Raw genomic sequence first — 23,592 nt, 5'->3', positions numbered from 1 at the left:
CAAGGAGCGGAAATCCCACAATAGGAATTTGTTTTGTCGTGACGCGATAGTCGGCGCTAACGCTTACTGGAAAGTCACGACGATGATTGTCCTTTTCATGGTTTCCGTTCTATTTCTGATCCGGCGGGTTCAAGAGCTGAGCTTGCTGTCGTTCATCAAGCTTGTTGTTGTCCTTTGCCTGCTTTGCTTGCTTTCTTACCTGGTCCCGAAATGAAAAAAAGCAAAATCACCACGCTGGATATCGACCGTGATGTGGTCTGCCGCGAACTGACAGTCGCCGAGATCCGCGCGTTGTTTGAGTACACGCCGGCGGATCAAGTCGATGCGTTTCTCCTGCCTGGCATCTCGCTGACCGAGCTGGCCGCCATGACCGACTTGTCGCTGAAAGAAATGGCGGCGCTGCCGCCGTCGCAGCTTGAAAAAGTCCTGGCCGATTGCCGGGAGGTCAATTCGTATTTTTTCGACATGCAGGCCCGCCTCGAAAAGCTACTCGCGTCGACGCGGTCCTGAAGCAGTTCGATATGCTGGTTTCGGCCCTGATCCGCCTGGGTCATAGCGAGGCCTGGCATTACACCCACTCCCAGTTTCAACACGCGATAGACGAAGCCGAGGCCGCCCATGGCAAGCAATGACATGTTGATCCGCATGGTGATGGCCGGCGATGCGTCACCGTTCCTGAAAGAAGTGGTGGCCGCAGAGCAGAAATTCGGCAGCGCGCTGCAGGGTATGTCGGCTACTGCCGCCAAAATGGAGCTGCTCGGCAAGGCCCAGGAAAGCGCGAAGAAGGCCGCCGCCGAGTTCTTCAAGCTGAAGAAGGAGAGCGAGGCGTATCAGAAGGCCATCGCCATGGCGACCGGGCCAACCAAGGATCTTGAAAAGGCCCTGTCCACGACGGACAAGGCACTGGACCGGGCCGAGAAGTCCATGCGCAGGCAGATAGACTCGGTCCAGGGTCTGCGCAAAGAGCTGAGCGCCGCCGGCGTCGACTCGCGGAATCTGGCCGCGGCCCAGGCGGAGATGGCCGCAAAAATTGATTCAGCCCGTGCCCGGCTGGTCCCGCGGCAGAAGATGAACCGCGCGAAGGAAATCCTTGGGCTTGGCGATGACGACGCCGGCCGCAGTCTGCAACTGGCGCACGCCGCTTACAACCGGCTGATCAACAGCGGCCAGCTCAACTACAGCGAGCAGATCGCGGCGGCCCAGGCTTTCCAAGCCAAGATTCGTGAAGTCCGCGGCGAGTTGGCGGCACCGGCCGGATCTGGCTTCCTGTCCGGCGTCCGGGGCGAGATCATCGGCACCGTCGCCGCGCTGGGCTCGCTGACTGGCGCAGTCCAGGCAACCATGAGCGTCCTCAATAAAACAGGGGCTTTTGAGACGCTGCAAGTTCAGCTAAACAACGTGGAAAAGTCTGCGGTGCTCGGCACCCACACCTTCAAGCAGCTGAAGCAATTGGCGCTGGACACACCGTTCGGTGTGCAGGGGTTGACCCAGACCTACACCCAGTTGAAGAACTTCGGCCTCGACCCGATGGCCGGCGCTCTCCAGGCGATTACTGATCAGTCCGCAAAACTCGGCGGCAGCCAGGAAACGCTGACTCGGATTGCACTGGCCTTGGGCCAGGCGTGGAGCAAACAGAAGCTGCAGGGCGAAGAGGTCTTGCAGTTTGTTGATGCCGGCGTGCCGGTGTGGGATCTGCTCGGCAAGAAGTTGAACAAGACCACCGCCGAACTGCAGGACATGGGGAGCAAGGGCCTGCTGGGACGTGACGTGATCCGCCAATTGATTCAGGCAATGGAGGAGGAATCCAAAGGCGCCGCTTCATCGCAGGTTGGCACATGGCAGGGCATGGTGTCCCAGTTACAGGACATCTGGGATCAGTTCCTGGCTGAGGTTGGCAACAATGGTCCGCTGGAAGCTGCAAAATCGCAGATCAAGTCCCTGATGGATGCCATCGCCCAGGCAATGGCAGATGGCTCCGCCGCCGACATGGGACGCAATCTCGCTGCGATCATCAGCACGCTGGGCGAAACCATCCGTGAGACGGTCGGCTTTGTTCGTGAACACGCTGACGCCATCAAGCTTTTGATCGGCAGCTATGTGGGCATGAAAGTGCTGGTGCAGGTCGTGCAGTGGGTGGGTGCGCTGTCCGCGGCGCTGAATACGCTGCGCGCTATTGGATCGACCAAAATCGCGATTGGGATGGCCGTCGATTCGTCTGGCATTGCCAGGGCGATAGGTGAAATCGCGCTTCTCAAGACCGCGATTGGAGCGATACCTATTGCTGCTGTGGCAGGGTTTGCCGCTTTCGGCCTTGCCGCGGCGGCGGGGGCCAAGGTTGCGATTGATCAGTTCGAAATCTGGAATGGTCAGCAGCAGCGCGCGCTCGATTTGAGCCGCGAAATTCTTAAGCAGTACCAGAGCGTAGGTAACCCGACGAAGTTCCAAACGATTGACACGCCTATTGTCGGTTCGGCAGCCCTGAATGGTTATAGCCGTGAACAACTGGCGCTATATGACGATGCTCTTCAAAGGGCATTGAAAACCAAGCAGCTGCTGCTCCAGCAGCGAGCCGAGTCGGTGGAGCGCGGCGGCGGTGACGCCACCCAGGACGCCGAGGCGCGGAGGCTGGCGCGTGAGTCTGCGGCATACAGCAAGGCCCTGGCCGACTACAAGGCCTACACCGAAAACCGCGTCAAAGAAGAGGAGCGGTTCGGCAAGAACGTCGACGCGGTGCGCAACGGCGCGCTGGCTGGCCTGGCCGAAAAATTGGCGAAGGAGCAGAAGCTTTACGACAAAGCCAACGATGCGCTCAAGACGGCGACCGAGGCCCGCAAAAAGCATCAAGAGGCCTGGTATGGCAACAAGGCCGTTGACCCGGCGAAGAAGGCCAAAGACCCGGCGACCATGGGCGTCACCGACTACTACGAGGGATTGTCGAAAGCGAATGCCCTCGGGCGGAAGGCGCAGGAGAGCCAGGCCCAGGCGGCCAAGACGGGGAAGGATGCCGACCTTCGGCAGGCCGCGCGCGACGCCACGGCGACGGAGAAGGCCTTCGAAAGCTTGATGGACACCATCAACAAGCTGCGCGAGGCCGGCAAGATCACGGAGGGGGAGTTCAACTTCTTCAACGACCAGGCCGGCAAAGCGCAGGATGGTTTCGACGCCAAGGCGGAAGGCCAGGCCACCGACCAGTTGCAGCAGGCGATGCAGAAAATCGAGGAGCTGAAGAAGGCCGCGGACTCTGTCAAGCGCCTGCAGGTTGGGTTCGACACGGAGAAAGGCAATCTTGATCTGGACAACTTGATCGCACGCTTTCAAGCGGCGGCCGACGCGAAGCCGATCAAGATCCCGGTGCAGTATGTCGGCCAGGACGGGAAGTACCTGACCGATGCTCGGAAAGATGTTGGCCTGCCCGAGAAACCGCCAGGCTTCTCCGGTGGCGGCTGGACTGGCCCCGGGGGGAAGTATGAGCCGGCCGGCGTCGTCCACGGCGGCGAGTTCGTGCAAACGCAAGAGCGGATGCGCGAGCCCGGCGCGCTGGCTTTCATGTGGGATTTCCACCGGCGGGGCATGGGCGCGCTTCAGGATTGGCGCGGCTACGCCAACGGCGGGCTGGTCGGCGCCGCGCTGCCGACGTTCGCCGACCGCATCAGTCTGCCGGATGTCGGCGGGCTGGCGCAGCCGGCGGCCAAGGCCCTGGGCACCTTGATGCTGTCGCTGGGAGGCCAGCAATTGGCGGTATCGGCTGACCCTGGCGAGGCAGGCGACTTCATGGCCGGCGTCCGCCGGCTGCAACTCAAATCGTGAGGCGGTATGAACGCACCCATGTTCCAGATTGGCGGGCTGGTTTGCCCGCTGTTGTCGCATCTGGATTTCACCCAGAACTATGAGCAACTGGCGTCGCGGGTCACGCTGCGCTCAGCCAGCGGCGCGGGCTTCCGGCAAACGCGCTGGACGCGGCTGAAAACCTCGCTCCAGGGCGGTGGTTGGCTGCCGGCCGGCCTGTCCGCGCTGGACCTGTCCCAGCCGCTGGAGCTGTGGTGCGCGTCGCCGCGCGCCATCGCAAGCCCGGCGGCCAGCATTGCGCTTCCGGCGCATCGCCAAGACATGGGCGTTTACGGTTTCGCGGTGCTGGCCGGCGGCGAGACGGTGGAAACCGTAGTGGAGGTGTCCGGCGCGGTGGCCATTCTCGCGCCGGTGCCGGGCGTGGTCGGCTACCAGGTCAGCTATTGGCCGGTGCTGACCGTGTTCGCCGAGCTGACGGAAACCGGTGATCTGGCCGCCGGCAATTTTCAGTGGACGCTCAACTGCGAGGAGGTGTGATGGACATCTACTGGAACGACCTCAAGGCGGATTTGCCCACCGGCCTGTCCCCGATGCAGATGGGAAACCCGGACATGTTGATGCTGCGTGCGTTCGGCATCACGATGCCGCCGGCGGATAAGCGCAACCGGCGGACGGTGGTGTGCTTTCGCGCAAACGACGGCAGTAAGGCCGAGCTGATGCACCTGGACTTTCAGGAGTTCTTTATCAACCGTGCCGCTGAGCCGGTGCGCGTCGGCGGAGAGATGCAGCAGCAGCAACACAACTGGGACGGCGTGGCCTGCCAGGCCTTCGTCACCCAGTCCGCGGCGTCGCTGAGCGCGCTGTTCAAGCGGCCCACTCAGGCGTTTGAAGCTGAGGCGATGCCGACGGTGCCGTCGGTGCTGTTCGATCTGAGCGGGCTGCCGGCCGGCACCGATTGCTATGTCTATGCGCCAAACACCAAGGCGGTGGCCTGGCCGCGCTGCACATTCGTTGTAGCCAACAACAGCGGAAATGTGTTCACCCTACAGAACGACGGCACGATCAAAAACAAGGACGGCTCGGTGGTCGTGCCGCCGCAGATTGGTCCAGGCCAAACCAGGGCCTGGTATCTCGACCTGATGATGCATGTGCCCTCGATGTGGGGCGATACCAGCACGCCGCCGGCGGCATACGTTTTGAATGAGCTGAGACTCCCATGATTCTGACCCCCATTGCCGGCGCGCCGCTGGCAGCGCTGCCTGGCCCGAGCAAAAGCCCGGGCGAGCGCGGTGTTGTCAGCCTGCCGCTGGCGCTGTCAAAAGGCGCGGTGGCGCTGTCCTTGCCGCTGCACCTCGTGGCGCTGGGCAGCCCGCGGCACGCCGGGCAATGGGATGTTCGCGCGGTGCTGGAGCAGCAGGATGTCAGCGCCTGGCTTACTGGCTCTGTTCGGATTGAGGCCGAGGAGGGGCTCGCGCGGATCTGCGAAATCCAGCTGCTGCCGGGCGCGCCCTACACGCTGGCCAGCGTCAGCGGAAAGCGGCTCATGGTGGACCTGCAATGCGAGCCCGGCGGCGCGTGGTATCGGCGATTCACGGGGCGCGTCGAAATGCCGGAGTTGAGCAGCGCCACCGGCGTGCTGACGCTGCACGCCACCGACGGCCGCCGCGATCTGCTGGCGCGCAAGACGCGGGCGGACTTGGCGTCGCTGCTGGGGGGGCACTGGTCCGACTTGGTGTTCAGCCCGGACGCGGATTCGCTGCGCTACTCGGAGGACCGGTTGTCGACGGTGCAGGCATCGTTTGATCTCGACGTGTACGGCAATCCGCGGGTGACGCCGTGGCGCGCCGGGCCGGCGGCGTTTCGCTTCGACGCCGGAGTGATCCTCGATCAGTCCTTGCAGCTGAAAACGAACAGGCTGGCGGAATTGTTCAACACCGTGGAGGCGAAGTTCGAATTCCGCTTCCCACGGCTGAACGAGTGCCGGCACCGGTTCACATGGGAGAACAGCCAGCGGCTGGCGGACTTCTTCCTTGGCAAATTCCGCTATCCGGAGAAATCAGCTGTCGCCGGCGCCGCCAGCGGTACGGGCTGGACAGTGGTGAACACGACTTATCTGTCCAGTCCGCCCCAGCAGTATTTTTCAGAAAACGGCGTGCTGTACTTTTGGAAGAACCCGTTCACCAGCACCCCCGAGGCAGACCCCTATTGCAGCCGGGCCGAAGTAGATCTCAAGTGGCGATGCGCCCAGCAGATCACGGAAGAAATCAAGGTGGTGGCGGTGGCGCCGGACTCAGTGGCCGCCTATGGCACGCGCAAGAAGGAAGGCAGCACCGGCCAGTTGGCGGTCGAGGTCGATACCAGCGGCTGGGAGAAAGGCGAAGCGACGTTTGACGGGCCGATGCCGGATCTGGATTGGCTGCCCGGACAGGGCCGTGCGCAGGTTAATGTCGCGCTGCAATGCCTTCTTGCCGAGGCTGCGGCGCAGATTGCCGCGAGTCACCGCAATGCGACCCTGACGTTTCAGGTGCCGGCGCATTCGGAGCTGGACGTGTGCCACACCGTAGCTGTCGAGCATCCGCAAGTCGATGCCGTCGGCAAAGTGCAGCGGGTGGTGACCACCCTCGACACTGGCAGCGGCCGCGCGGTCGACGAAATCACGATGGTGCTGTTCGGCGCGCTGGCGGTGGGGACGGTGCCGGTTGATCCTCTGCCGGCTCCGAAAAAGCCGGAGATCCCGCAGCCTCCAATGAGCACCACCGGCAGCGGGCAAACGACGCTCGACGTCAGCAACACATCGACGGCAACGCATGATGGCTTCCTGGGCTTTTCGGACAAGCCGTCGACCGAGGATGCAACGCGAGCGTCCGAGTTCCGCATCACCGTGCCGGAGATACCGGCCAGCACGCGCGACCCGCTGACCGCGCCGGCGACAGTGTCGTACCGAGTCGGCGTGCCGGCGGACATCATCACATTGAAGAGGGGTTAGGTATGGCGGTGACGTTGGGGTTTTACAGCGACGCGGCGCTGACCGTGAAACTGGCCGGTCTGCCGCTGAGGATGGCGGCGGATGGCCAGCGGATGGCCGCACGGTTCTGGTTGGGATCGCCAGACCCCGGCACGTTCAACCCCGGCTCGGCGCCACTGCAGCTGGCGCCGCTCAGCGCCGGCAGCGGTGAGCCGATTGAGTCGATCCGCCTGGCGAGGACCGAGGCCGCACTGGAAACGGCACCGCCCGGCGGCGCGCTGGAATTGCCGGCGCCGCTCCAGGGCGGTGCGGAGAACGCGCTCGAAATCTGGGTGCGCTGGGACCACGCCGGCAGCAACGGCGCGTGGTCGAATGTGAGTTTGACGCTCGGGGAGGTCATCCAGACATGAAGCAGTCCGACGCTAAGATGCTGGCGCAGACGCTTGAGCAGACGCGGCGCGCCGGCCAGGCCAAGGCCGCCTTGCCGAAGCTGCCCGCGCCGGGTGCACTGCCGGCGAAGACCGGCGCCGGCCGCGGTACGGTCAGCGCGCCGACGGCATCTACTGGCGCCATCGCCGGGCCGCTGGTGGAGAAGGACGCGAGCCTGCGGCAGTACCATCCGGAAACTAGCATGACGACCAGCGACGGGCTGTTCGTGATCAAGGTTCAGCCCATCAAACAAGTCACGCTGACCGACGCCAACGGAAAGCCGGTGGTGATGGAGTACGCCGTGCCATGAAGCTGGATACCCGTTCACCGCTGCCGATGGCGCGGCCGACCGCGGTTGGCCATCCGTTCCACGGACTCGTCAAACAGGGGCTGACGCTGCCGAATGGCCGCGTTGTTCCCTATAGCGTGCTGGGGATTTCAACCAAGTTGCAGGTGCCGGGCTGGGATGGGCAGGAGCAATACGACCCGGTCACGGGCTATCGCTGGTTGCCGTATGCGATCTATCAGCGCTACAAGTTTTTCGACGGCTGCTATTTGTACGGTCAATTCATCAACAACTGCGACTGGCTGGTGGCCTTCGGCGTGGCTGATATTTGGGCGGTGGCGATCACCGCCAGCGGCCTTGACCTGAAATGCCTGAACCGGCCCGGCTCGAAATCCTTTCCGCTGAACTGGGGGCCGGTGGCGGATGCCTTCCAGCCGAAGTCCGGATGGGATCGGAGATTGGCCGCCGTCTCAATCTCGGGCAATTCTGCCGCGATGACGTTCGTAAGGGGATCGACTCTGATATCTGCTTCGCTCGCAGTATCAGAAAACAATGCAGCCATTCAATTTACTACCCATCAAAACCAAATACCTTGGCCGGGATATGAATGGATTCGAACTACGACAACGCAATTAGTTGCGGCCACGAGGGCCGTTGGTACGGCTGTTTCGACATGCGGCATGACCGTTTTATCTGTCTCTGAGTCTTCTGTTGGAGGTGGGGGGCGCAAGGTGACGGCACTTGGCGAGCATCGGGTGGGCAATGTACCTCTGGGGCGCTTTAGGTCATCCCAGTATTTCGACATGCCTCCCGGCCCTGTTCCAAATGATGATGCGGACATCCCGCACGGGGTATTGCAGAAACCTGGATTTGTCTGGCTGGTTCATCCGATGTATACGCCAATTGATGATGGGGCTGTAGTTGTAAACGGATATGTCCCATCGACAGGACTATTCACGCCTTACGGGGTCGTCGACATCGTTTCAGGTAATGGAACGCTGTGGGATGGTCCAGCGGATAATCACGTTGCCATCCACCCGGTCACCCGACAAGTGGTATTTGATTCGCAGCCAATCTGCTTTGCCTGACCCGCCGCCGGCGGGTTTTTTCATGGAGCTTCAATGGATCATTTCAAGGGTGATACCTGGCGTCGGCATGTCCGGCTAGAGTCCGGCCAGCTGTCGGCGCGGCCGGTGGCGGCGATTGACTCCAGCGGCGCGGCCGTCCGGCTGAGCGTGCCGGCGCATGGCCTGCCACCCGCCTGGCGCGCCGCGGTGACCGGCGTTGCGCTGCCCGGGCTGACCGCGCGCAACCGGCCGCCGGTGGTGGATGACTTCCACCAGGTCATGGCGATTGATGCGAACACGCTGGAGGTGATCAACGTGTCCGGTGCTGGCTGGCCGCATTACACCGGCGGCGCAGTGTTGCAGTTCGGCGCGCCGCTGGATCTTGCCGGCGTGAGCGCGCGGGCGACGTTTCGGCCGCCGGGTGGCCCGCCGCTGCTCGTGTTGTCGCAAGCGCCGGCGCTGGTCGTGGATCCGGGTGGCGTCTGGATTACCGCGCCGCCGGAGGAAACCGTGCGCTGGCCTTCCGGGCCGATTGTCTGCGCGCTGGCGCTGACATGGCCTGACGGCGCGGTGCAGACCATCATTGCCGGTCGCTTCACGGTGAAGGAGCCGGGCGATGGATAAAGAAGCGGTGGCTGTGGTGGTGGAAACAAGCGCGGTGACGGTGGTCGTTGAGCAAACGCCTGAACTGCGGGTGATTGAAGGCGTGCCCGGACCTGTCGGGCCGCGGGGGAAAAATGTGGTCGATGACTTCGACCTCGACATAGCCCTGCTTTACCAGATAGCGAAACTTTGAGGAGAATCCCATGAGCTTGCAGACACGAATTGCCGAGCTGGCCCAGGCCATCGGTATCGACATCAAAGCCCTGACCGCGGCGCAAGGTAGCCTTGCCGCGCTGAACACGTCGCAGAAGACCAGCCTTGTCGCCGCAATCAACGAACTCCAGGCGCTGGCCGGCGGCGGCGCAGTGATCGACGACACGGCGGCGAGCGCTGGCAAAGCCTATTCGTCGGCCAAGGTCGTCCAACTGCTGGCCGACCTGAAGTCGCAGATTCTGGGCGGCGCCAGCTCCGCTTACGACACGTTGTTGGAGATCGAGCAGAAGCTCGGGGCCGACGATAACGCCATCGCCGGCCTGCTGGCTGCGGTCAATGCGCGGGTCAGCTATGCCGACGCCCAGACGCTGACCGCCCAGCAAAAGGCCACGGCCTGCTCAAACATTGGCATCGGCGACCCTGAAACGGATTTCGTCGCTGCCTACAACGCCGGTAAAGCGTGATGCTGGCCGCCAACATCGCCGCGGGCTTCAATGCCGCCGGGCGGGACATGAAGGCGTTGGCGGCGGCCGGACAGATTGCTTACTTTGCTGGCCAGCATCCGCCGGCGGGCTGGCTGCGCGCCAATGGCGCGGCGCTGCCGCGTGCGCACTATGCGGAGCTATTCGGCTTGCTCGGCAGTGCCTTCGGTGGCGGCGACGGCGTTAACACGTTCAACCTCCCGGCGGTGCCTGCGCCAGCAGGGTTGATGGCATGTATCCGTGCTGGTGGCCAGGCGGTGCAGTCGCCCAGGTCCGCGACCGTGCATGCCTTCCAGCCCTCGACGGGTGAATACCTCGGCGCGCGACAGGCGGACATCTCGCCGAATGAACCGGGCGACGTGGTGCTGTTGCCGCCTTTCTGCACCATTGCGACACCGCCGGCCGCCGGAGCGAACCAGGCGGCAGTCTTCGAAGGTGGTCAGTGGCGGCTGGTGCCGGACTACCGCACGTCCAGAATCTGGAGCACCGCAACCGCGGTGAAGGTGACGGCCCAGCTTGGGCAGTCGCTGGCCGACCTGGGCGCCACGGACCAGCCGCCGCCGTTCTTCAGTGTGTGGGATGGGCAGGCCTGGCAGGTGGATCAGGCCGCCAAGAATGCCGCCGATGCCGTCGCAGCCCAGCCGGAGTTCCGCTATCTCGATGACTCGACACGGCGCAATGCGCTGATTCAGCAAGCGCAGCAGGACGCGCGCCAGATGCTGCTGCTGGCGTATGCGGCGCGCAAGCCGCTGGAAGTCGTGGCACTGGCTGGCTCCGCAACGCAGGCCGAATTGGACCTGCTCGCGGCGTGGAAGCGGTATTGCAATGCGCTGGCGAAGATCGCCCAGCAACCAGGCTATCCGGCCTCAATCGTATGGCCGGCGCCGCCGGCCTGATGCACGTAAACGAATAGATTTACCACCTGGGCCTCCGGCCCATTTTTATTTCTGGGAGGGGAAATGCGGGATATGGGCAAAGCGGGGGAGTTCGCATCGGAAGCGGCCAAGGCGGCGCCGCCGGTGACGATTAGCGCGGTCAGCTTGTACGGCATCAGCCTGGCGGACTGGGTCAGCATTTTGACTATCGCCTATTTGCTGATGCTGTTCTTCACGTCGGGGCCGAAGGTGGTCGCGGCGGCGCGCCGCTACGTGACGGAATTCAAGGGATGGAGGGCGGGGAAATGAGCAAGGCGAAATTCATCGTGGGTGGCGCGCTGGCGCTGGGCGTGGCCATTGTCTCGCAGTTCGAAGGGCTGCGGACCAAGGCCTACCTCGACCCGGTGGGCATCCCGACGATCTGCTACGGCAGCACGGCCGGGGTAAAGCTGGGGCAGACGCGGACGGTGGAGGAGTGCAAGGAACTGCTGGCGGGGGAGTTGGGCAAATCGATGGCCGCAGTTGACCGGCTGGTCAAGGTGCCGCTGCCGGCCCCGCGCAAGGCGGCGCTGGGCTCGTTCGTCTACAACGTCGGCGAAACGGCGTTCTCGCGCTCCAGCATGCTGCGCAAGCTGAACACCGGCGACTGGCGTGGCGCATGCAATGAGCTGCCGCGCTGGAGTTACGCGAATGGCGTGCAACTGCCGGGACTGGTCAAGCGGCGCGCCGCGGAGAGGGAGCTATGTTTGCGCAACTGAAATTGCTGGCCGGGCTGGCGCTGGTGGTGGCGTTGGCCGCCGCCGGCTGGCACTACTTCCAGGTGCTGGCCGAGCGCGACACCGCAGCACAGCGCGCAGCGGCGGCGGAACTCGTGGCGGCCGGCGAGAAGGTGGCCAGGGCCACGGAGCAAAAAACAGCTCGTACCGACAATGCGGCCGCCGCCGCTTATCAGAAGGAACTAGAGAATGGAAAAGTTGAATTGCAGAGCTCTATTGCTCGTCTGCGCGCTCAGCTCCGGCTGCGCGACCAACTCGCTGCCCGCGCCGGGAATCTGCCCGCAGCTGCCGCCGGCGCCGGCCAGCGTGATGGTGAAACGGGAGCCGACTTTCTTGCAGCGCATGGAGACGATGCTCTCCGACTCACTGCCGAAGCCGACGACGCAGTCCGGCAACTCAGTGCCTGCCAAGTGATCCTGGCCGGCGACCGCGCCGGCGTCGAGTGATGTCTATGGTCGAGTGATGTCTATGCTGGAATCTGGCAACCACCGGATTCCAGCATGTGCGTCAACTTCACCCCTCCCACCCACCGCCAATTGCTGGACGGCTTCGGCCTGGACGCCGCCGGCTTGGAGTGGCGCGCCGAGACTTGGCAGGACTACCCCGCGCCCATCATCACCGCGGCCGGCCTACTGATGGCCAGTTACGGCTTTATCCCCAAACCGCACCTGCCGCCGGGCGTGCGGCTGACAACGATGAACGCGCGAGCCGAAACGATAGGGGAGAAGCCGACGTACAAAGGCGCGTGGCGCCGGTGCCAGCTTTGCATAGTGCCGATGCTGGCTTTTTTCGAGCCGTGTTATGAGTCAGGCAAAGCAGTGCGCACCCGTATCAGCATGGCCAGCGGCGAGCCCTTTGCTGTGGCCGGTATGTGGCGAGAGTGGCAGGAGCCGGACGGCGGCGTCTCGCATGCGTTCACGCAGATCACGATCAACGCAGACGAGCATCCTCTGATGAAGCGCATGCACAAGCCGGGTGACGAAAAGCGCTCACTGGTAATCCTGCCGCGCGAGCGGTTCGGCGACTGGCTTGCGTGCCGCGAACCGGAGCAGGCGCGGGCGATGCTGGCGCTGTTTCCCGCTGAATTAATGTGCGCAGAGCCAGCGCAACGGATGACCGGAGCAAATGGAGAGGAGAGAGGCAATGGATAAATCAGACTTCATGAAAGAGGAGTATCTAACCCTTCGCAAGGAAGTTGAAACCGCTGTGGCCGAACTGTCAAACGTAGAGCGACAGGCTTTGTTTGCCTCAGCCATAATTTACTCTTGGTTATCGACTACCAAATTTAGCTCCTCAGTAATATGGTTGGCGTGGTTCGTGCCTACGATGATTATTTCATTCAGCGGGCTCAGGTGTTTCACCATAGGGCAGCATTTACGCCGTTTGAGTACTTACATAAAAAAAATTGAGGCTGAGATGGCCTCTCAAAATCAGTACGCGACCGGCTGGGAGCACTTTCATAGTACTGAGACAAGAAATAAGCTTAGAACGTCTGTCACATTGATTTTTTGGATCGCCGCTTTGGTGGCAACAGTTATTATAGGGTTGGGTAACCAATGCCATTAAGAAACGGTCAATAGCTCCTCCCAACTGGTTGTATATCTGTTGGACCTCAAATCCTGGCGCATGTGCCAGTCGGCTGTCAGCTGCTCGGCGGCGGTGCGCAGCGTGCCGCGTCCCCAGTCCCGGTTGATCTTGTCCATGGCGGCCATCAACCGCGCTCGGCGCGGATCCGGCGGCGCGGCGAACAGGTCCGACTGCTGTACGCCTTCGTCGCCGATCTCCAGCAGCATGATGCCGGCCTTGTGATATCGGAAGCCCGGCCGGAAGACGTGACGCAGGCCGGCCAGCGCCGCTTTGGTGATCAGCAGCGTGTCGCTGCTCGGCTGGACAAGCGGCACGACGATATAGGGCCGGTATTGCGGCGTGTCGGCAAACGGGCTGGTCATGATCTGCACTGCCACGAGCTTGGCCACGCTGTGCTGCTGGCGCAGCTTCTCGGCGCCGCGGGCGGCATGGTGCGCCACCGATGCTGCCAGGGTGGCCAGGTCGGTGACTTTCTCGCTGAACGAGCGCGAGGCGATAATCTGCTGCTTGGCCGGCGCTACGTCCTCCAGCGCCAGGCAGCTGACGCCGTTCAGTTCCTGCACCGTCCGCTCCACCACCACCGAGAACGCGCGCTTGATCCGGCGCGGGTCGGCGCGCTTGAGCTGCAGCGCGGTGGTGATGCCCATCGCGCCCAGCTTCTCGGTCAACCGGCCGCCAATCCCCCAGATGTCGCCGACCGGGATCTGCCCCATCAGCTCGTCGGCCTCGGCCGCGCTCAGCCAGTCCCACGCGAACACGCCGCCCCATTCGGCGCGCTTCTTCGCCACGCGGTTTGCCAGCTTCGCCATCGTCTTGGACGTGCCGAACCCGACGCATGTCGGGATGCCGACCCGTTGCAGCACTGCTTGCCGGATGCGGTGGCCGTGGCTGTCCAGATCCGGCATGCCGTCCATGCCTAGAAAGCACTCATCTATAGAATAGATTTCTTGCTCCGTGGCGAACTCGGACAGCACGCGCATCATGCGGTGGCTCATGTCGCCGTAGAGTGCGTAGTTCGAACTGAACACGGCTACGCGGTGCCGCCGGCAGAGCCCGGCGATCTCGAAGAACGGCCCGAACATTTTCAGGCCCAACGCCTTGGCCTCCGCGCTGGCGGCGACGACACAGCCGTCGTTGTTGCTCAGCACTACAATCGGCCGGCCGGCGAGGTCGGGGCGAAACACCCGCTCGCAGGACGCATAGAAGGAGTTGCCATCCACCAGGGCGAACATCAGCGGAACCTCTTCACGCAGCCGCGCACCACGCCCCACACTTCCAGCTCCTGGCCATCGGCCAGTCGGATCGGAGGGTAGGCCGGGTTCTCGGCGATCAGCGCGCAGCGGCCGCGCACGCGGTGCAAGCGCTTGACGGTGAACTCGCCGTCGAGCACGGCGATCACGATGTCACCGTGATTTGCCGTCAGCCCTTTGTCCACTACCAGTAGATCCCCTTCATCGATGCCGGCACCGCGCATGGAGTCGCCGCGGACGCGGACGAGGAACGTCGCGGCCGGGTCGCTGATCAGATAGCCGTCTAGGCTGATGGCGTCGTCGAGGTAGTCATCAGCCGGGGAGGGGAAGCCGGCGCGCACCGGGGCGGCGGCGACGGGCAGCAGTAGGCCGCCGGCGGCTGGCCGGCTAGATGGATGTGAAATCATGGTCGTTAAATTTGAATGCGTACAAATTCAAATTACATGATGGATGCGGGAAGTCAACCGAGTACAGAAGGATTACCCGGCGGTGTTGGTCGATGGAGGCACTTGTCCCGGATGGAATGGCATGCGATGCTGATAGCGGCTGTGCGCCGCCCGTTGATATGCATCTTGGGACGGTGGAAAGCTAGGGAGAAAAGGGCTTGGGGAAAGCTGACCAAAAGGCTGACCAACCCACCCCAAATAGCCCAAAAAAAAGCCCCGTGTGAACGGGGCTTTGTTTCGTAAGCAATTGATTTTGCTATGAATTGGTGGTGGAGGCGGCGGGAATCGAACCCGCGTCCGAAAGTCCTCTACAGTGAGTTCTACATACTTAGTCGTGTCATTTGGATTTAACCGCTGCCACGCCGACGGACAGGCTGGGCTTTGGCGAGTTACCTATTGTTTCGCACTATGCCAAGTAACCCGACATAGCACTAGCAGATGTAAAGTGACACTACAGGGTTTTGACGCCCCCGGCCCATCTGCGAACCGTTGTAGTGTCTAGCTAGCCCTTAGGCTGCCAGAGCGTAAGTTTCGTCGTTTGCGACTAAATAAACTCAGTGTTTTACGGGGTGACTGAAATCCCGGTATGCCCTCATCTGCTTCGCAACCCTCGTCGAAACCAGGTCGCCCCCAGATAAGAATTCAGATTATATAGACAATGCGCGCCCAAGGCTAGTTCCGCGGCCTTTTTTGTACGAATTCAACCGCTGTCGGGTCAGGAGCGGACGGCGAGACCGGCGAGAGATGATGCTTGTCATATGACTCTGCTTGAAACAGATTTAGCGTTTCTCTTGAGTAAGCCGGTGCCTTAAGAACGTGTTTACGATCTCGCGAGCTAGAACGAGACAAGGCGAAAACGGCTGAGAAAGCGGAATGGTCGAGTGGTACATGGGCATTTCGAAGCGGTACTCACCGTGTAACGCTCCACAACGCGCAGCAGATCGTAAACAGGTTCCAAGAGAGGGTGAAGTCAGGCTATCGGAAATCAAGACCGTGGTCTAGATTGGTAGTTTTATTGATGCGCAATGGAGTGGGACGTTCCGGGTTTCTATTATCCTATTTTCATGTATGAAAGGAGCTTTCCGAAAACTTTAGTGTTTAAGCGTTTTCCATCAAGCGCTGAAGACGGGGGGGCAATTTCAAAATAATGGGCTTTTTACGCGTCAATATTTGCAACTTCAGTTGGATTGACTATGTTGACTTCATGACTGGCCGCAAATGCGTACTTCTCAGCGAGGAGGAAATATGATGGATAAAGAGGCGCTCAGGCAGGAAGCCATGAGATGGCGAAACTGGTTTAGCAAAGGTCAGCGGCTTTGGAGCTTCGCCCATCATACGGCCATTTTCGGATCAATTCTTTGCAGCGTGGTGGTGGGGGGCTTGCTGCAGGTGCAAGGCTATGATCTCAAGGGTTATTCCACAGTGCTGACTTCAATCGCCGCCGCCTTGTCCAGCTTGGCTGCCGCCGGGGGCTTTGAGCGCAAGTGGAAAAGCAACCGCTTGAGCCGCAGCCGGGTGGATGGCCTGCTGATCGATATTGAGGCAGGTTCGTACAGCATGTCGGAATTGGCTTGTCAATTGAAGGAAATCATTTCCAAGCACGATCTGGACGTGACTAAAAGAGACAGCATGGAGCCCTTGCTGGTGGAGCATAAAACCAGCAGCACCGTTAAATCCCTGCTTTCCTAAGCGGCGTTCCCGTAAATGAAAAGCGTTGATGGCGGCCATGGCGCTTTGGTTTGAATGCAAAACAGTCCGTGTCGAATAAACGACAAGGACTGTTTTCTTATTGTCGGGCGAATGGCGGCGCGTTTTTGCGAGTTCTTGGAGCCTGTTTACGATCTCGCGAGCTAGAGCTAGACAAGACGAAAACGGCTGAGAAAGCGGAGTGTACACATGGTACATGAGCATTTTGAATGCGGTACTCGTCGTGTAACGTTCCACGACGCGCAGCAGATCGTAAACGGGTTCTTAGTCGGTATAGCGCTCGGCAATGGCGCGGAACGTTTCCGTTATGGTCAGGAAGGCGGCGACGATGTCCGGGTCGAAATGGCTGCCGCAGCCCTCGCGGATGATGGAGACCGCCTGTTCATGGGGGAAGGGAGGCTTGTAGACGCGGCGGGAAATCAAGGCGTCGTATACGTCCGCCACCGCCATTAGCCGGGCGGAGACGGGGATGTCGTCGCCGACAAGGCCCTGAGGGTAGCCGCTGCCGTCCCATTTCTCCTGATGGCTGTAAGCGATCTCCTTGGCGTGACGCAGAAAGCTGCTGGGAGAATTCAACAGTCTCTCCGCCGCGGCGATGGTGTCGCGCCCCAGGGTGGTGTGGGTTTTCATGATTTCGAACTCTTCCGGCGTCAACTTGCCCGGTTTGAGCAGGATATGGTCCGGAATGCCCACCTTGCCGATATCGTGCAAGGGCGCGGATTTGAACAGCTCTTGGATGGTTTCTTCTTCCAGCGCGGCTTGAAAGCGCGGGTGGCCGCGCAATTGAGTGCACAAGGCGAGAACGTAGTTTTGTGTCCGGCGCAGATGGTTGCCCGTTTCATGGTCGCGGGTTTCCGCCAGCGAAGCCAGCGCGAGGATGGTGACGTCCTGGACGACTTGCACTTCGTGCGTGCGGCGTTCCACTTCGCTTTGCAGGAAAGCGGCCTTGTCTTCCAGAAAGTCCGCGGCGGCTTTGAGCCGCAGATGGGTTTTGACCCGGGCCAGCACGATGGGGGGCGAGATGGGTTTGATGATGTAATCCACCGCGCCGGCATCGAAGCCGGCCTGTTCATTTTCGTTTTCGCCCATCGAGGTGAGAAAGATCACCGGGATCCGCGCGGTGCGCGGATTGGCTTTGACTTGGCGGCAGGTCTCAAAGCCGCCGATGCCGGGCATCATGACATCCAGCAGCAGCAGGTCCGGCAGTGTTTCGCCCTCCAGCAGTTCCAGCGCGCGTTCGCCACTGTTGGCGATTTGGGTTCGGTAGTGATCTTTGAGCAAACCGTAAAGCAAAGTGAGGTTTTCCGGCGTATCGTCCACGATCAGAACGGTTTGGCGCGGCGAGGCCAGGGCGGAGTCCGTCATCTTATGTCCTCCGGCAAAGGGATGCGCTGGGCGGCCGCGGCGTGGCGCAGCAGCGTCAGAGCGTTGACGAAGTCGAACTGGTTCAGCGCTTTTTCGAAATCGGCGAATTCATTCGGGGCGAGCAGGGCGCGCAGAGCCGGCGCCTGTTGCAGGAAGAGCTCCAGGGCGTCGCCGTCGCTGGCGGCCAGAAGGGCCGCCAACCGCCGCAGCAGCGCCGGATCGGCCGGGGCATCCCCATTCGGCGCGCCGGCGCCGGATAAACGATCCTCCGCCTCCAGGCCGGCGCGTAGCGCCGTCATCACCTGCTCCAACGCTTGTTCCAGCGGGGCCAGACGGACGGCGCCGCGCGCGCGCAAATCCCGCTCCAGCGTGGCGGCGGCATCCTGAAGTTGCACGCAACCCACATTGCCGCTGACGCCTTTTAGCGTATGCACGGTGCGTTCGGCCTGGACGTAGTCGCCGATTTCCAGCGCAGCGGACAGCCGCGCGGCGGCGTCGGCCTCTTCCGCGACGAATTGGCGCAGCAGGTGCAGGTATAGTTCGCGTTTTCCCGCCACGCGTTTCAAGCCGGCCAGTTGATCCAGGCCGGGGATGTCCGGCAGCGCTAGCGCGGACGAGACGGCGTGCCGGAGCTCCGCGCCCGGCGGTATCGGTTTGACCCAGCGCAGCAGGGTTTGGAACATCGCATGCGGGTCAATCGGCTTGGCGATGTAGTCGTCCATGCCGGCGTTCATGCAGTCTTCCCGCTCTTCCGACAGCGCGTCTGCCGTCATTGCCAGCACAGGCAAGGAGGAAAATCGCGGATCGGCCTTGATTTGCCGGGTAGCGGATATGCCGTCCAGCACCGGCATTTGCACATCCATCAGCACTGCGTCGAAGCCCTGCGGCCCCATCGCGGCCAGACGGGCCAGCGCTTCGCCGCCGTGATTGGCCAAAGTCACCAGCGCGCCCGCGTCGCCCAGCAGCTCCACGGCGATTTGTTGATTCACCAGGTTGTCTTCCACCAGCAGCAGGCGCACGCCGTCCAAGCGCGGCAATTCCTCTGTGAGCGCCACCATGCCGTGGTCTCGCTGCGGTCCGAACATCGCCAGCACTACGTCGTATAGAGAAGACAGGCTGACGGGCTTGATCAGGACCGCGTCGCAGCCGCTCAGCTCGCCTTGGGCGCGAACGTCGTCGCGGCCAAAGGCGGTGGCCAGGACCACCTTGATGCTGCGGCTGATGCTGCGAATCTGAGAGATGGTTTCCACCCCGTTCATGCCCGGCATCATCCAGTCCACGAAAACCGCGTCGAAAGGCCGATCCAGATTGGCCTGGGCGATCGCGGCCACGGCCTCCGGCCCGGAGGCGCAGACGTGAGCGAAAAAACCCAGCGACCGCAGTTGGTCGGACAGGATGTCCCGCGCCGACGCGTTGTCGTCCACCACCAGCACGCGCAAGCCCTTGATCTCTCCGGGCAAGCCCTGGCGGCGGGTGTCCACGGCAGAGGACACGCCCAGCCAGGCGTTGAACATGAACAGGCTGCCCCAGCCGGGCGCGGACTCTACTCGGATCGCCCCCCCCATCAGTTCCACCAGCCGCTTGGCGATGGTCAGGCCCAGGCCGGTGCCGCCAAAGCGGCGCGTGGTGGAGCCGTCCGCCTGGCTGAACGGCTGGAATAGCCGCGCAGCTTGTTCCTCGCTCATGCCGATGCCGGTGTCGTGCACGCAAAAACGCAGATGGACCTTGTCGCCCACTTGTTCCAGCCTGCTGATGATGATGGCCACTTGGCCCTTTTCCGTGAACTTGATCGCGTTGTTGCTCAAATTGATCAGCACTTGGCTGAGCCGCAAGGCGTCGCCCACCAGGCCTTTGGGCACGTCCGAGCTCACTTCGAATAGTAATTCCAGAGATTTGTCGGTCGCTTTTTGCGCCACCAGCGAGGATACCGCCTCCAACACATCGTCCAGCCAGAACGGTTCGGCTTCCATTTCCAGCTTGCCGGCTTCCACTTTGGAAAAATCCAGAATGTCGTTGATGATGCCCAGCAGAGAGGTGCCGGCGTTGTGGATTTTGCTGACGTAGTCGCGCTGCTGCCCGGTCAGCTTGGTTTTCAGCGCCAGATAGGACATGCCGATAATGGCGTTCATCGGCGTGCGGATTTCATGGCTCATATTGGCCAGGAACATCGACTTGGCTTGGGTGGCGTCCTCAGCCTGTTGCTTGGCCACGCGCAATTGCCCGGCGGTGTCCGCCAGGCGCGCGTAGAGCAGGCCGTTTTCCAGCAGCAGGATGATCAGCACAAAGCTGGCGGACAGCAGGCCGTAGCCGCGGCCGGCGTAAAAGCCCAGGTCGAAGCGGCTGGCGTTGAGCATGGCGGATAAGGCGATGTCGCACAGCCAGGCTGTCATCACGACCGCCAGCCAGACGTCCAGCAAGGTGCGCTTCCAGCGCCGCAGCAAGAGCAGCAAAGCCAGCGCGCTGAAGCCCCAAACGGCGGACACCACGCCGAACATGATGGGCGTGTAGCGGCTGCCCTGCATGATGGGGGGAAACCAAGGGTGGCCCAGCGTGGCCAGCGCGGTCAGCGCCAGCATCAGCGCCAGCGAGCCCGCGACGCAACCCAGCACCGCAGGCAGCGCGCTGGCAAAGCGCTTTGGGCCGTCGTTGCTTTGAGCTAGCAGTGAGTAAGCCAGCACCATCAGCGGAAAGCCGCCATGCCAGAACATATACATCCAGGCCGTGGTTTGCGGCCCGGCGCCCAGCAGGCCGCCCGGAGCGAACACGCCGGGAAAGGTCAGCGAATGCGCCATCGCCATCAGCGCGGTGAACAAATAGCCCGTCGCCAAGGCCAATAAGGCGCGAGCGCGCAAGATCGCGTATTGGCCGAACAACAGGGCCGCAGTGACCAGATCGCACACCGCCATCGCCGCCTGATACGCGGGAATGAAGGCGGGCACCTTGGGCAGGGGCAGTTTGGCGAAAGGCAGCGCGCAGACGAACACCAGCATAGACACCACGATGGCGGCCAGCGCCATCCGGCGCTGAGCGAGGCTGGGCGGCAGCGTGGATAGAAATTCGAATGCGTCGTTGCCGGAGGCGGGCGTTTGCTGCATGCGTCGAAGCTCCATCAATCAACGGATTTCGTGTTTATGAAGGAATCATATTTTGCTGTTTTATAGCATATGGACTCGCAAGAAGGGATGGAATGTCCGTTGCCTGGCTTCGGGTTTCCAAGCGTCGGATAATAAATCGAAGGAGGCTGCGGAGAGGGATGCGGACGCGTCTCCGAACCGACGTTGCCACGAAGCGCGGAGGGCTTGAACGGCGGATGAGGCAGGGCGCGGCGTGGACGCTCACGGCGCTAGCGGCGCTACGCCGGCGTATACCTTGAGCAGAGCGGCGCGAATGTCGCCCAGCCCTTGCTCGCCCTTGGGCGTCTTGGGGGTTCGCGCGCAGAGCCGCTTGGGCGCGCCGTCCACGGTCAGAGCGTCGCAATCGGCGAGGCCGGCCGCCGTCATCGCGTCGTTGTCGCCGTATAGCAACTGGCCGCCCACCAGCACCGCGGCCACGTCGCGCAGCCTGGCGTCCAGCAGCGACTGGCCGGAGGTGGCGGCGTGGCTGGACAGGATGACGACATCGGCCTTCAGGCCGGCGCGCAGCTCGCCGATGTAGTCGTCCAAGGCCAAGGCCTGAGCCGGGTGGCTGGTGATCATGGCCACCCAGTCCCGTTCCCGGATCGCGCCCTGAAACTGCTGTTGATTGACGCGTTCCGCCACGCGCAGTTCGTCGAACAGATTATCGCTGCCGGTGGGGTTCCAATCCACGCCCAGCGAAACCGGCACGCCGTGGCGCAGGGCGAGGTCGACGCGGGTGGTGCGGCCGTACAAGGCCAGATTGCTTTGCGGGGACCAGATCAGCTTACTGCCCGCCATGCCCATCTGACGGAACTCCTCGTCGCCGAAGGCGGTGCCGTGGATGACGGCGGTGCCGGGGGCGAGCAGGCCCTTGGCTTTGAGCGTGGTGAATTCCGCCAGCGCGTCGGCGTCCACGCCTTCGGCGACGTGGATCAGGAAGGCGCTGGTCGCGTTCCAGTCGATTTTGGGCGCGCCGCCGACGTCCAGGATGAAGGTGCGGACGTGCGCGGAGGAGACGGGCAAGCCGGATTGAGGGTTCTCCGCGTTGCGAACCAATCCTTGCAGGCAGCGGCCGGCGGGCGATCCCTGGATGGTGGTGACGCCGCTGATCAGGGCCTTGGCCTCGCCGTATTTCACCATTTCGCAGATCAGGCCGCTTTTCTTCAGTTGATCGTAGGGCCGTTTGAACGCTTTGTAAGAGGCGGCGCGCTGCCATTGCCCGCGGTTTTGGTAGAGCTTGGGCGGCGCCCATTTGGGCAGGGCGTTGTAGGCCACGTGATTGTGGGCGTCGATGAAGCCGGGAAAGACGTAGCCCTCGCTCACTTCCAGCACCGTGGCCCCGGCGGGTTCGACGCAGTCCGCGCCGGCGCAGACGATGCGATCGCCGGCCAGTACCAGCCGGCCGTCGCTCTCTTGTTCCGCCAGCACCAGGCGGCCGCGGATCACCAGGTGTTCGCCGTCGCCCGGCGCCACCGTCACCCCGGCATAGGCCGGAAACAGCGCGGCGCACAGCAGCCATCCCAAGCTTTTCATTCTGTTCTTCCTTCGGCTTCAGCCCAGGTCCGCCTGTGCCGTCCACAGGATGGAGGCGTTGGCGGCCGGGGCTTTCAGTTTGGCCTGACCTTTGATCACCCGCGTGGCCATGTCGCCCTGGCCCAGCCAGGCCGGCATGCCGAAGGGCAGATCCGAGGGCGGAATCCGCGCCAGATCCTGATCGCGAAAGCCCGTGAGCTCGTAAGGCGAGGGGTCCGGCGCGACGCCGGGGTCCGGGCTCAGCAGCGGTGCCAGCGCGGCCAGTGTTTGGTTCCAGGATTTGAGCAGCGCGCTTGGCGCGCGCGGTGGGGTGCTGCGGCTGAAACAGCCGCTGCGCGGCTTTGAAGGAGGCGGCGCCGGGCCAATCCTCCAGCACCTTGGCCGCCGCCTTGCCAAAGCCGATCACCGCCTGCAGGCCGGGATGTTTGAGTTGGTCCAGCAGCTGATTGCGCCAGGCCCGCACCGCGGCCTGGTCCATGAAGCCAGCCATCTCCGAGTCGAACTGGCCGTAGATGCTGTACAGGCTGGCGTTGACGATCACGTAGGAGCGGTCCAGGCCCAGCTTGCGCAGAAAACCCTGTACCCGTTGGCCGGCGGTGCCGACCATGGCGCGACGCGCCAGGTTTTCGTCGGCGGACGGGTCCTGTCCCACGATCAGCACCTTGGCGCTGCCATCCAGGCGGCCTCTGTAGTAGATGGGTCCCCATTCCAAGCGGAATTTGGCCGGGAGAGCCTGGTAGCTGGCCAGCGGAGCGCTCTCGAACAAGGTGGAGAAAGGCGGGGGCGGCCCGGGGTCCCAGAGCATGTGCTTTCCTTTGAACCAGCTGGCGGAGCCCTTGACTATAGGCCGGCTGGGAGGGCCTCGGGGCGGGGTGTTTGAGGTATATGCGATCAAGCGCGTGAATGAAATACGTAATATCCGTTAGCGGGACATTTTGGCGTCATCTTGTCGCGGCAAAATCAGCCTTTCGATCGTTATGGGGACTTCCAGAAACCTCCCGTTCTGGCATGATCTGACCTGCCCCCTGACCGAGACACACCCATGAAGAGCCTGTTCGCCGCCGAAGAACGTGAAAGCAAACTGTCCAAGCTAGGAGACCCGCTGA

At 62.5% G+C, this 23,592-nt stretch carries 24 protein-coding genes, 1 other RNA gene and 1 pseudogene; 18 read left to right on the top strand and 8 right to left on the bottom strand.

The window, feature by feature from the left end:
- The first annotated feature begins 210 nt into the window (after window positions 1-210).
- The 17 genes from B0T39_RS11055 to B0T39_RS10975 all read left to right on the top strand — a co-directional run bounded on the left by B0T39_RS11055 (window position 211) and on the right by B0T39_RS10975 (window position 13,048).
- Window positions 211-510 (top strand): hypothetical protein, encoded by a 300-nt coding sequence (locus B0T39_RS11055; protein ID WP_081546537.1) that lies wholly within the window; start codon window positions 211-213, stop codon window positions 508-510.
- Window positions 511-618: 108 nt separating this feature from the next.
- Complete coding sequence (locus B0T39_RS11050) at window positions 619-3,807, top strand: tape measure protein (RefSeq protein WP_081546535.1); 3,189 nt, start codon at window positions 619-621, stop codon at window positions 3,805-3,807.
- A gap of 6 nt (window positions 3,808-3,813) precedes the next feature.
- Window positions 3,814-4,323: a hypothetical protein gene (locus B0T39_RS11045; protein ID WP_141111184.1), complete on the top strand. Its 510-nt coding sequence runs from the start codon at window positions 3,814-3,816 to the stop codon at window positions 4,321-4,323.
- Window positions 4,323-5,006, top strand: a complete 684-nt coding sequence (locus tag B0T39_RS11040) for a hypothetical protein (RefSeq protein WP_081546531.1) — start codon at window positions 4,323-4,325, stop codon at window positions 5,004-5,006. Before B0T39_RS11045 ends, B0T39_RS11040 begins: the two co-directional genes overlap by 1 nt.
- Window positions 5,003-6,772: a hypothetical protein gene (locus B0T39_RS11035; protein ID WP_081546529.1), complete on the top strand. Its 1,770-nt coding sequence runs from the start codon at window positions 5,003-5,005 to the stop codon at window positions 6,770-6,772. Before B0T39_RS11040 ends, B0T39_RS11035 begins: the two co-directional genes overlap by 4 nt.
- 2 nt (window positions 6,773-6,774) lie before the next feature.
- Window positions 6,775-7,161 (top strand): hypothetical protein, encoded by a 387-nt coding sequence (locus tag B0T39_RS11030; protein WP_081546527.1) that lies wholly within the window; start codon window positions 6,775-6,777, stop codon window positions 7,159-7,161.
- A complete protein-coding gene (locus B0T39_RS11025; protein WP_081546525.1) occupies window positions 7,158-7,490 on the top strand; it encodes a hypothetical protein in 333 nt (110 codons plus the stop codon). The genes B0T39_RS11030 and B0T39_RS11025 overlap by 4 nt, the downstream gene beginning before the upstream one ends.
- The gene (locus tag B0T39_RS25010) at window positions 7,487-8,554 is read left to right on the top strand and encodes a hypothetical protein (RefSeq protein ID WP_141111183.1); all 1,068 of its coding nucleotides are present in this window, start codon (window positions 7,487-7,489) and stop codon (window positions 8,552-8,554) included. Before B0T39_RS11025 ends, B0T39_RS25010 begins: the two co-directional genes overlap by 4 nt.
- A gap of 33 nt (window positions 8,555-8,587) precedes the next feature.
- On the top strand, window positions 8,588-9,157 hold the full coding sequence (locus B0T39_RS11015) for a hypothetical protein (RefSeq protein ID WP_081546521.1): 570 nt from the start codon (window positions 8,588-8,590) through the stop codon (window positions 9,155-9,157).
- Entirely contained in the window at window positions 9,150-9,329 is a 180-nt protein-coding gene (locus B0T39_RS11010) for a hypothetical protein (protein ID WP_081546519.1), read from the top strand. The genes B0T39_RS11015 and B0T39_RS11010 overlap by 8 nt, the downstream gene beginning before the upstream one ends.
- Window positions 9,330-9,339: 10 nt before the next feature.
- Window positions 9,340-9,813 (top strand): hypothetical protein, encoded by a 474-nt coding sequence (locus B0T39_RS11005; RefSeq protein ID WP_081546517.1) that lies wholly within the window; start codon window positions 9,340-9,342, stop codon window positions 9,811-9,813.
- Window positions 9,813-10,727: a tail fiber protein gene (locus B0T39_RS11000; protein WP_081546515.1), complete on the top strand. Its 915-nt coding sequence runs from the start codon at window positions 9,813-9,815 to the stop codon at window positions 10,725-10,727. Before B0T39_RS11005 ends, B0T39_RS11000 begins: the two co-directional genes overlap by 1 nt.
- A gap of 63 nt (window positions 10,728-10,790) precedes the next feature.
- Window positions 10,791-11,015 carry a hypothetical protein gene (locus B0T39_RS10995; protein WP_081546513.1) on the top strand — a complete coding sequence of 75 codons (225 nt, stop codon included), beginning with the start codon at window positions 10,791-10,793 and terminating at the stop codon, window positions 11,013-11,015.
- Window positions 11,012-11,464: a lysozyme gene (locus B0T39_RS10990; protein ID WP_081546511.1), complete on the top strand. Its 453-nt coding sequence runs from the start codon at window positions 11,012-11,014 to the stop codon at window positions 11,462-11,464. The genes B0T39_RS10995 and B0T39_RS10990 overlap by 4 nt, the downstream gene beginning before the upstream one ends.
- Window positions 11,449-11,928, top strand: a complete 480-nt coding sequence (locus tag B0T39_RS25640; protein ID WP_081546509.1) for a hypothetical protein — start codon at window positions 11,449-11,451, stop codon at window positions 11,926-11,928. Before B0T39_RS10990 ends, B0T39_RS25640 begins: the two co-directional genes overlap by 16 nt.
- Before the next feature lie 54 nt (window positions 11,929-11,982).
- On the top strand, window positions 11,983-12,633 hold the full coding sequence (locus tag B0T39_RS10980) for an SOS response-associated peptidase (protein WP_081546507.1): 651 nt from the start codon (window positions 11,983-11,985) through the stop codon (window positions 12,631-12,633).
- Window positions 12,626-13,048, top strand: coding sequence for a hypothetical protein (locus B0T39_RS10975; protein ID WP_081546505.1), 423 nt, complete (start codon window positions 12,626-12,628; stop codon window positions 13,046-13,048). Before B0T39_RS10980 ends, B0T39_RS10975 begins: the two co-directional genes overlap by 8 nt.
- Here the strand turns inward: B0T39_RS10975 and B0T39_RS10970 are convergent.
- The 3 genes from B0T39_RS10970 to ssrA form a co-directional block, all read right to left on the bottom strand.
- Complete coding sequence (locus B0T39_RS10970) at window positions 13,045-14,301, bottom strand: Y-family DNA polymerase (RefSeq protein ID WP_081546503.1); 1,257 nt, start codon at window positions 14,299-14,301, stop codon at window positions 13,045-13,047. The two genes, B0T39_RS10975 and B0T39_RS10970, sit on opposite strands and share 4 nt — an antisense overlap.
- On the bottom strand, window positions 14,301-14,726 hold the full coding sequence (locus tag B0T39_RS10965; RefSeq protein WP_081546501.1) for a LexA family protein: 426 nt from the start codon (window positions 14,724-14,726) through the stop codon (window positions 14,301-14,303). Before B0T39_RS10965 ends, B0T39_RS10970 begins: the two co-directional genes overlap by 1 nt.
- 306 nt (window positions 14,727-15,032) lie before the next feature.
- Window positions 15,033-15,397, bottom strand: a transfer-messenger RNA (tmRNA) gene (ssrA, locus tag B0T39_RS10960).
- Window positions 15,398-16,010: 613 nt separating this feature from the next.
- Between ssrA and B0T39_RS10955 the strand changes: the two genes are divergently transcribed.
- Entirely contained in the window at window positions 16,011-16,454 is a 444-nt protein-coding gene (locus tag B0T39_RS10955; RefSeq protein ID WP_141111181.1) for a hypothetical protein, read from the top strand.
- A gap of 282 nt (window positions 16,455-16,736) precedes the next feature.
- Here the strand turns inward: B0T39_RS10955 and B0T39_RS10950 are convergent, their stop codons facing one another.
- The 5 genes and pseudogenes from B0T39_RS10950 to B0T39_RS26475 all read right to left on the bottom strand — a co-directional run.
- On the bottom strand, window positions 16,737-17,837 hold the full coding sequence (locus B0T39_RS10950) for a response regulator (RefSeq protein ID WP_081546497.1): 1,101 nt from the start codon (window positions 17,835-17,837) through the stop codon (window positions 16,737-16,739).
- Window positions 17,834-20,932: a response regulator gene (locus B0T39_RS10945; protein WP_176219539.1), complete on the bottom strand. Its 3,099-nt coding sequence runs from the start codon at window positions 20,930-20,932 to the stop codon at window positions 17,834-17,836. Before B0T39_RS10945 ends, B0T39_RS10950 begins: the two co-directional genes overlap by 4 nt.
- A 240-nt stretch (window positions 20,933-21,172) precedes the next feature.
- Window positions 21,173-22,486 carry an amidohydrolase family protein gene (locus B0T39_RS10940; protein WP_081546493.1) on the bottom strand — a complete coding sequence of 438 codons (1,314 nt, stop codon included), beginning with the start codon at window positions 22,484-22,486 and terminating at the stop codon, window positions 21,173-21,175.
- Between the two features lie 18 nt (window positions 22,487-22,504).
- The gene (locus B0T39_RS25000) at window positions 22,505-22,882 is read right to left on the bottom strand and encodes a hypothetical protein (RefSeq protein WP_141111179.1); all 378 of its coding nucleotides are present in this window, start codon (window positions 22,880-22,882) and stop codon (window positions 22,505-22,507) included.
- A pseudogene (locus tag B0T39_RS26475) lies at window positions 22,842-23,291 on the bottom strand (uracil-DNA glycosylase family protein); the annotation flags it as partial. The gene B0T39_RS25000 and the pseudogene B0T39_RS26475, both read right to left, overlap by 41 nt.
- Between the last annotated feature and the right edge of the window lie 301 nt (window positions 23,292-23,592).

The sequence above is a fragment of the Chromobacterium haemolyticum genome (genome assembly GCF_002081825.1).
In the GTDB taxonomy this organism is placed as follows: domain Bacteria; phylum Pseudomonadota; class Gammaproteobacteria; order Burkholderiales; family Chromobacteriaceae; genus Chromobacterium; species Chromobacterium fluminis.
The sequence above is the reverse complement of the archived record's forward strand: the minus strand, read 5'-3'. Positions and strand labels throughout refer to the sequence as shown.

Coding starts and splice junctions, on each gene's coding strand:
- B0T39_RS11055 (WP_081546537.1), top strand. CDS start 211: ATGAAAAAAAGCAAAATCACCACGCTGGATATCGACCGTGATGTGGTC.
- B0T39_RS11050 (WP_081546535.1), top strand. CDS start 619: ATGGCAAGCAATGACATGTTGATCCGCATGGTGATGGCCGGCGATGCG.
- B0T39_RS11045 (WP_141111184.1), top strand. CDS start 3,814: ATGAACGCACCCATGTTCCAGATTGGCGGGCTGGTTTGCCCGCTGTTG.
- B0T39_RS11040 (WP_081546531.1), top strand. CDS start 4,323: ATGGACATCTACTGGAACGACCTCAAGGCGGATTTGCCCACCGGCCTG.
- B0T39_RS11035 (WP_081546529.1), top strand. CDS start 5,003: ATGATTCTGACCCCCATTGCCGGCGCGCCGCTGGCAGCGCTGCCTGGC.
- B0T39_RS11030 (WP_081546527.1), top strand. CDS start 6,775: ATGGCGGTGACGTTGGGGTTTTACAGCGACGCGGCGCTGACCGTGAAA.
- B0T39_RS11025 (WP_081546525.1), top strand. CDS start 7,158: ATGAAGCAGTCCGACGCTAAGATGCTGGCGCAGACGCTTGAGCAGACG.
- B0T39_RS25010 (WP_141111183.1), top strand. CDS start 7,487: ATGAAGCTGGATACCCGTTCACCGCTGCCGATGGCGCGGCCGACCGCG.
- B0T39_RS11015 (WP_081546521.1), top strand. CDS start 8,588: ATGGATCATTTCAAGGGTGATACCTGGCGTCGGCATGTCCGGCTAGAG.
- B0T39_RS11010 (WP_081546519.1), top strand. CDS start 9,150: ATGGATAAAGAAGCGGTGGCTGTGGTGGTGGAAACAAGCGCGGTGACG.
- B0T39_RS11005 (WP_081546517.1), top strand. CDS start 9,340: ATGAGCTTGCAGACACGAATTGCCGAGCTGGCCCAGGCCATCGGTATC.
- B0T39_RS11000 (WP_081546515.1), top strand. CDS start 9,813: ATGCTGGCCGCCAACATCGCCGCGGGCTTCAATGCCGCCGGGCGGGAC.
- B0T39_RS10995 (WP_081546513.1), top strand. CDS start 10,791: ATGCGGGATATGGGCAAAGCGGGGGAGTTCGCATCGGAAGCGGCCAAG.
- B0T39_RS10990 (WP_081546511.1), top strand. CDS start 11,012: ATGAGCAAGGCGAAATTCATCGTGGGTGGCGCGCTGGCGCTGGGCGTG.
- B0T39_RS25640 (WP_081546509.1), top strand. CDS start 11,449: ATGTTTGCGCAACTGAAATTGCTGGCCGGGCTGGCGCTGGTGGTGGCG.
- B0T39_RS10980 (WP_081546507.1), top strand. CDS start 11,983: ATGTGCGTCAACTTCACCCCTCCCACCCACCGCCAATTGCTGGACGGC.
- B0T39_RS10975 (WP_081546505.1), top strand. CDS start 12,626: ATGGATAAATCAGACTTCATGAAAGAGGAGTATCTAACCCTTCGCAAG.
- B0T39_RS10970 (WP_081546503.1), bottom strand. CDS start 14,301: ATGTTCGCCCTGGTGGATGGCAACTCCTTCTATGCGTCCTGCGAGCGG.
- B0T39_RS10965 (WP_081546501.1), bottom strand. CDS start 14,726: ATGATTTCACATCCATCTAGCCGGCCAGCCGCCGGCGGCCTACTGCTG.
- B0T39_RS10955 (WP_141111181.1), top strand. CDS start 16,011: ATGATGGATAAAGAGGCGCTCAGGCAGGAAGCCATGAGATGGCGAAAC.
- B0T39_RS10950 (WP_081546497.1), bottom strand. CDS start 17,837: ATGACGGACTCCGCCCTGGCCTCGCCGCGCCAAACCGTTCTGATCGTG.
- B0T39_RS10945 (WP_176219539.1), bottom strand. CDS start 20,932: ATGCAGCAAACGCCCGCCTCCGGCAACGACGCATTCGAATTTCTATCC.
- B0T39_RS10940 (WP_081546493.1), bottom strand. CDS start 22,486: ATGAAAAGCTTGGGATGGCTGCTGTGCGCCGCGCTGTTTCCGGCCTAT.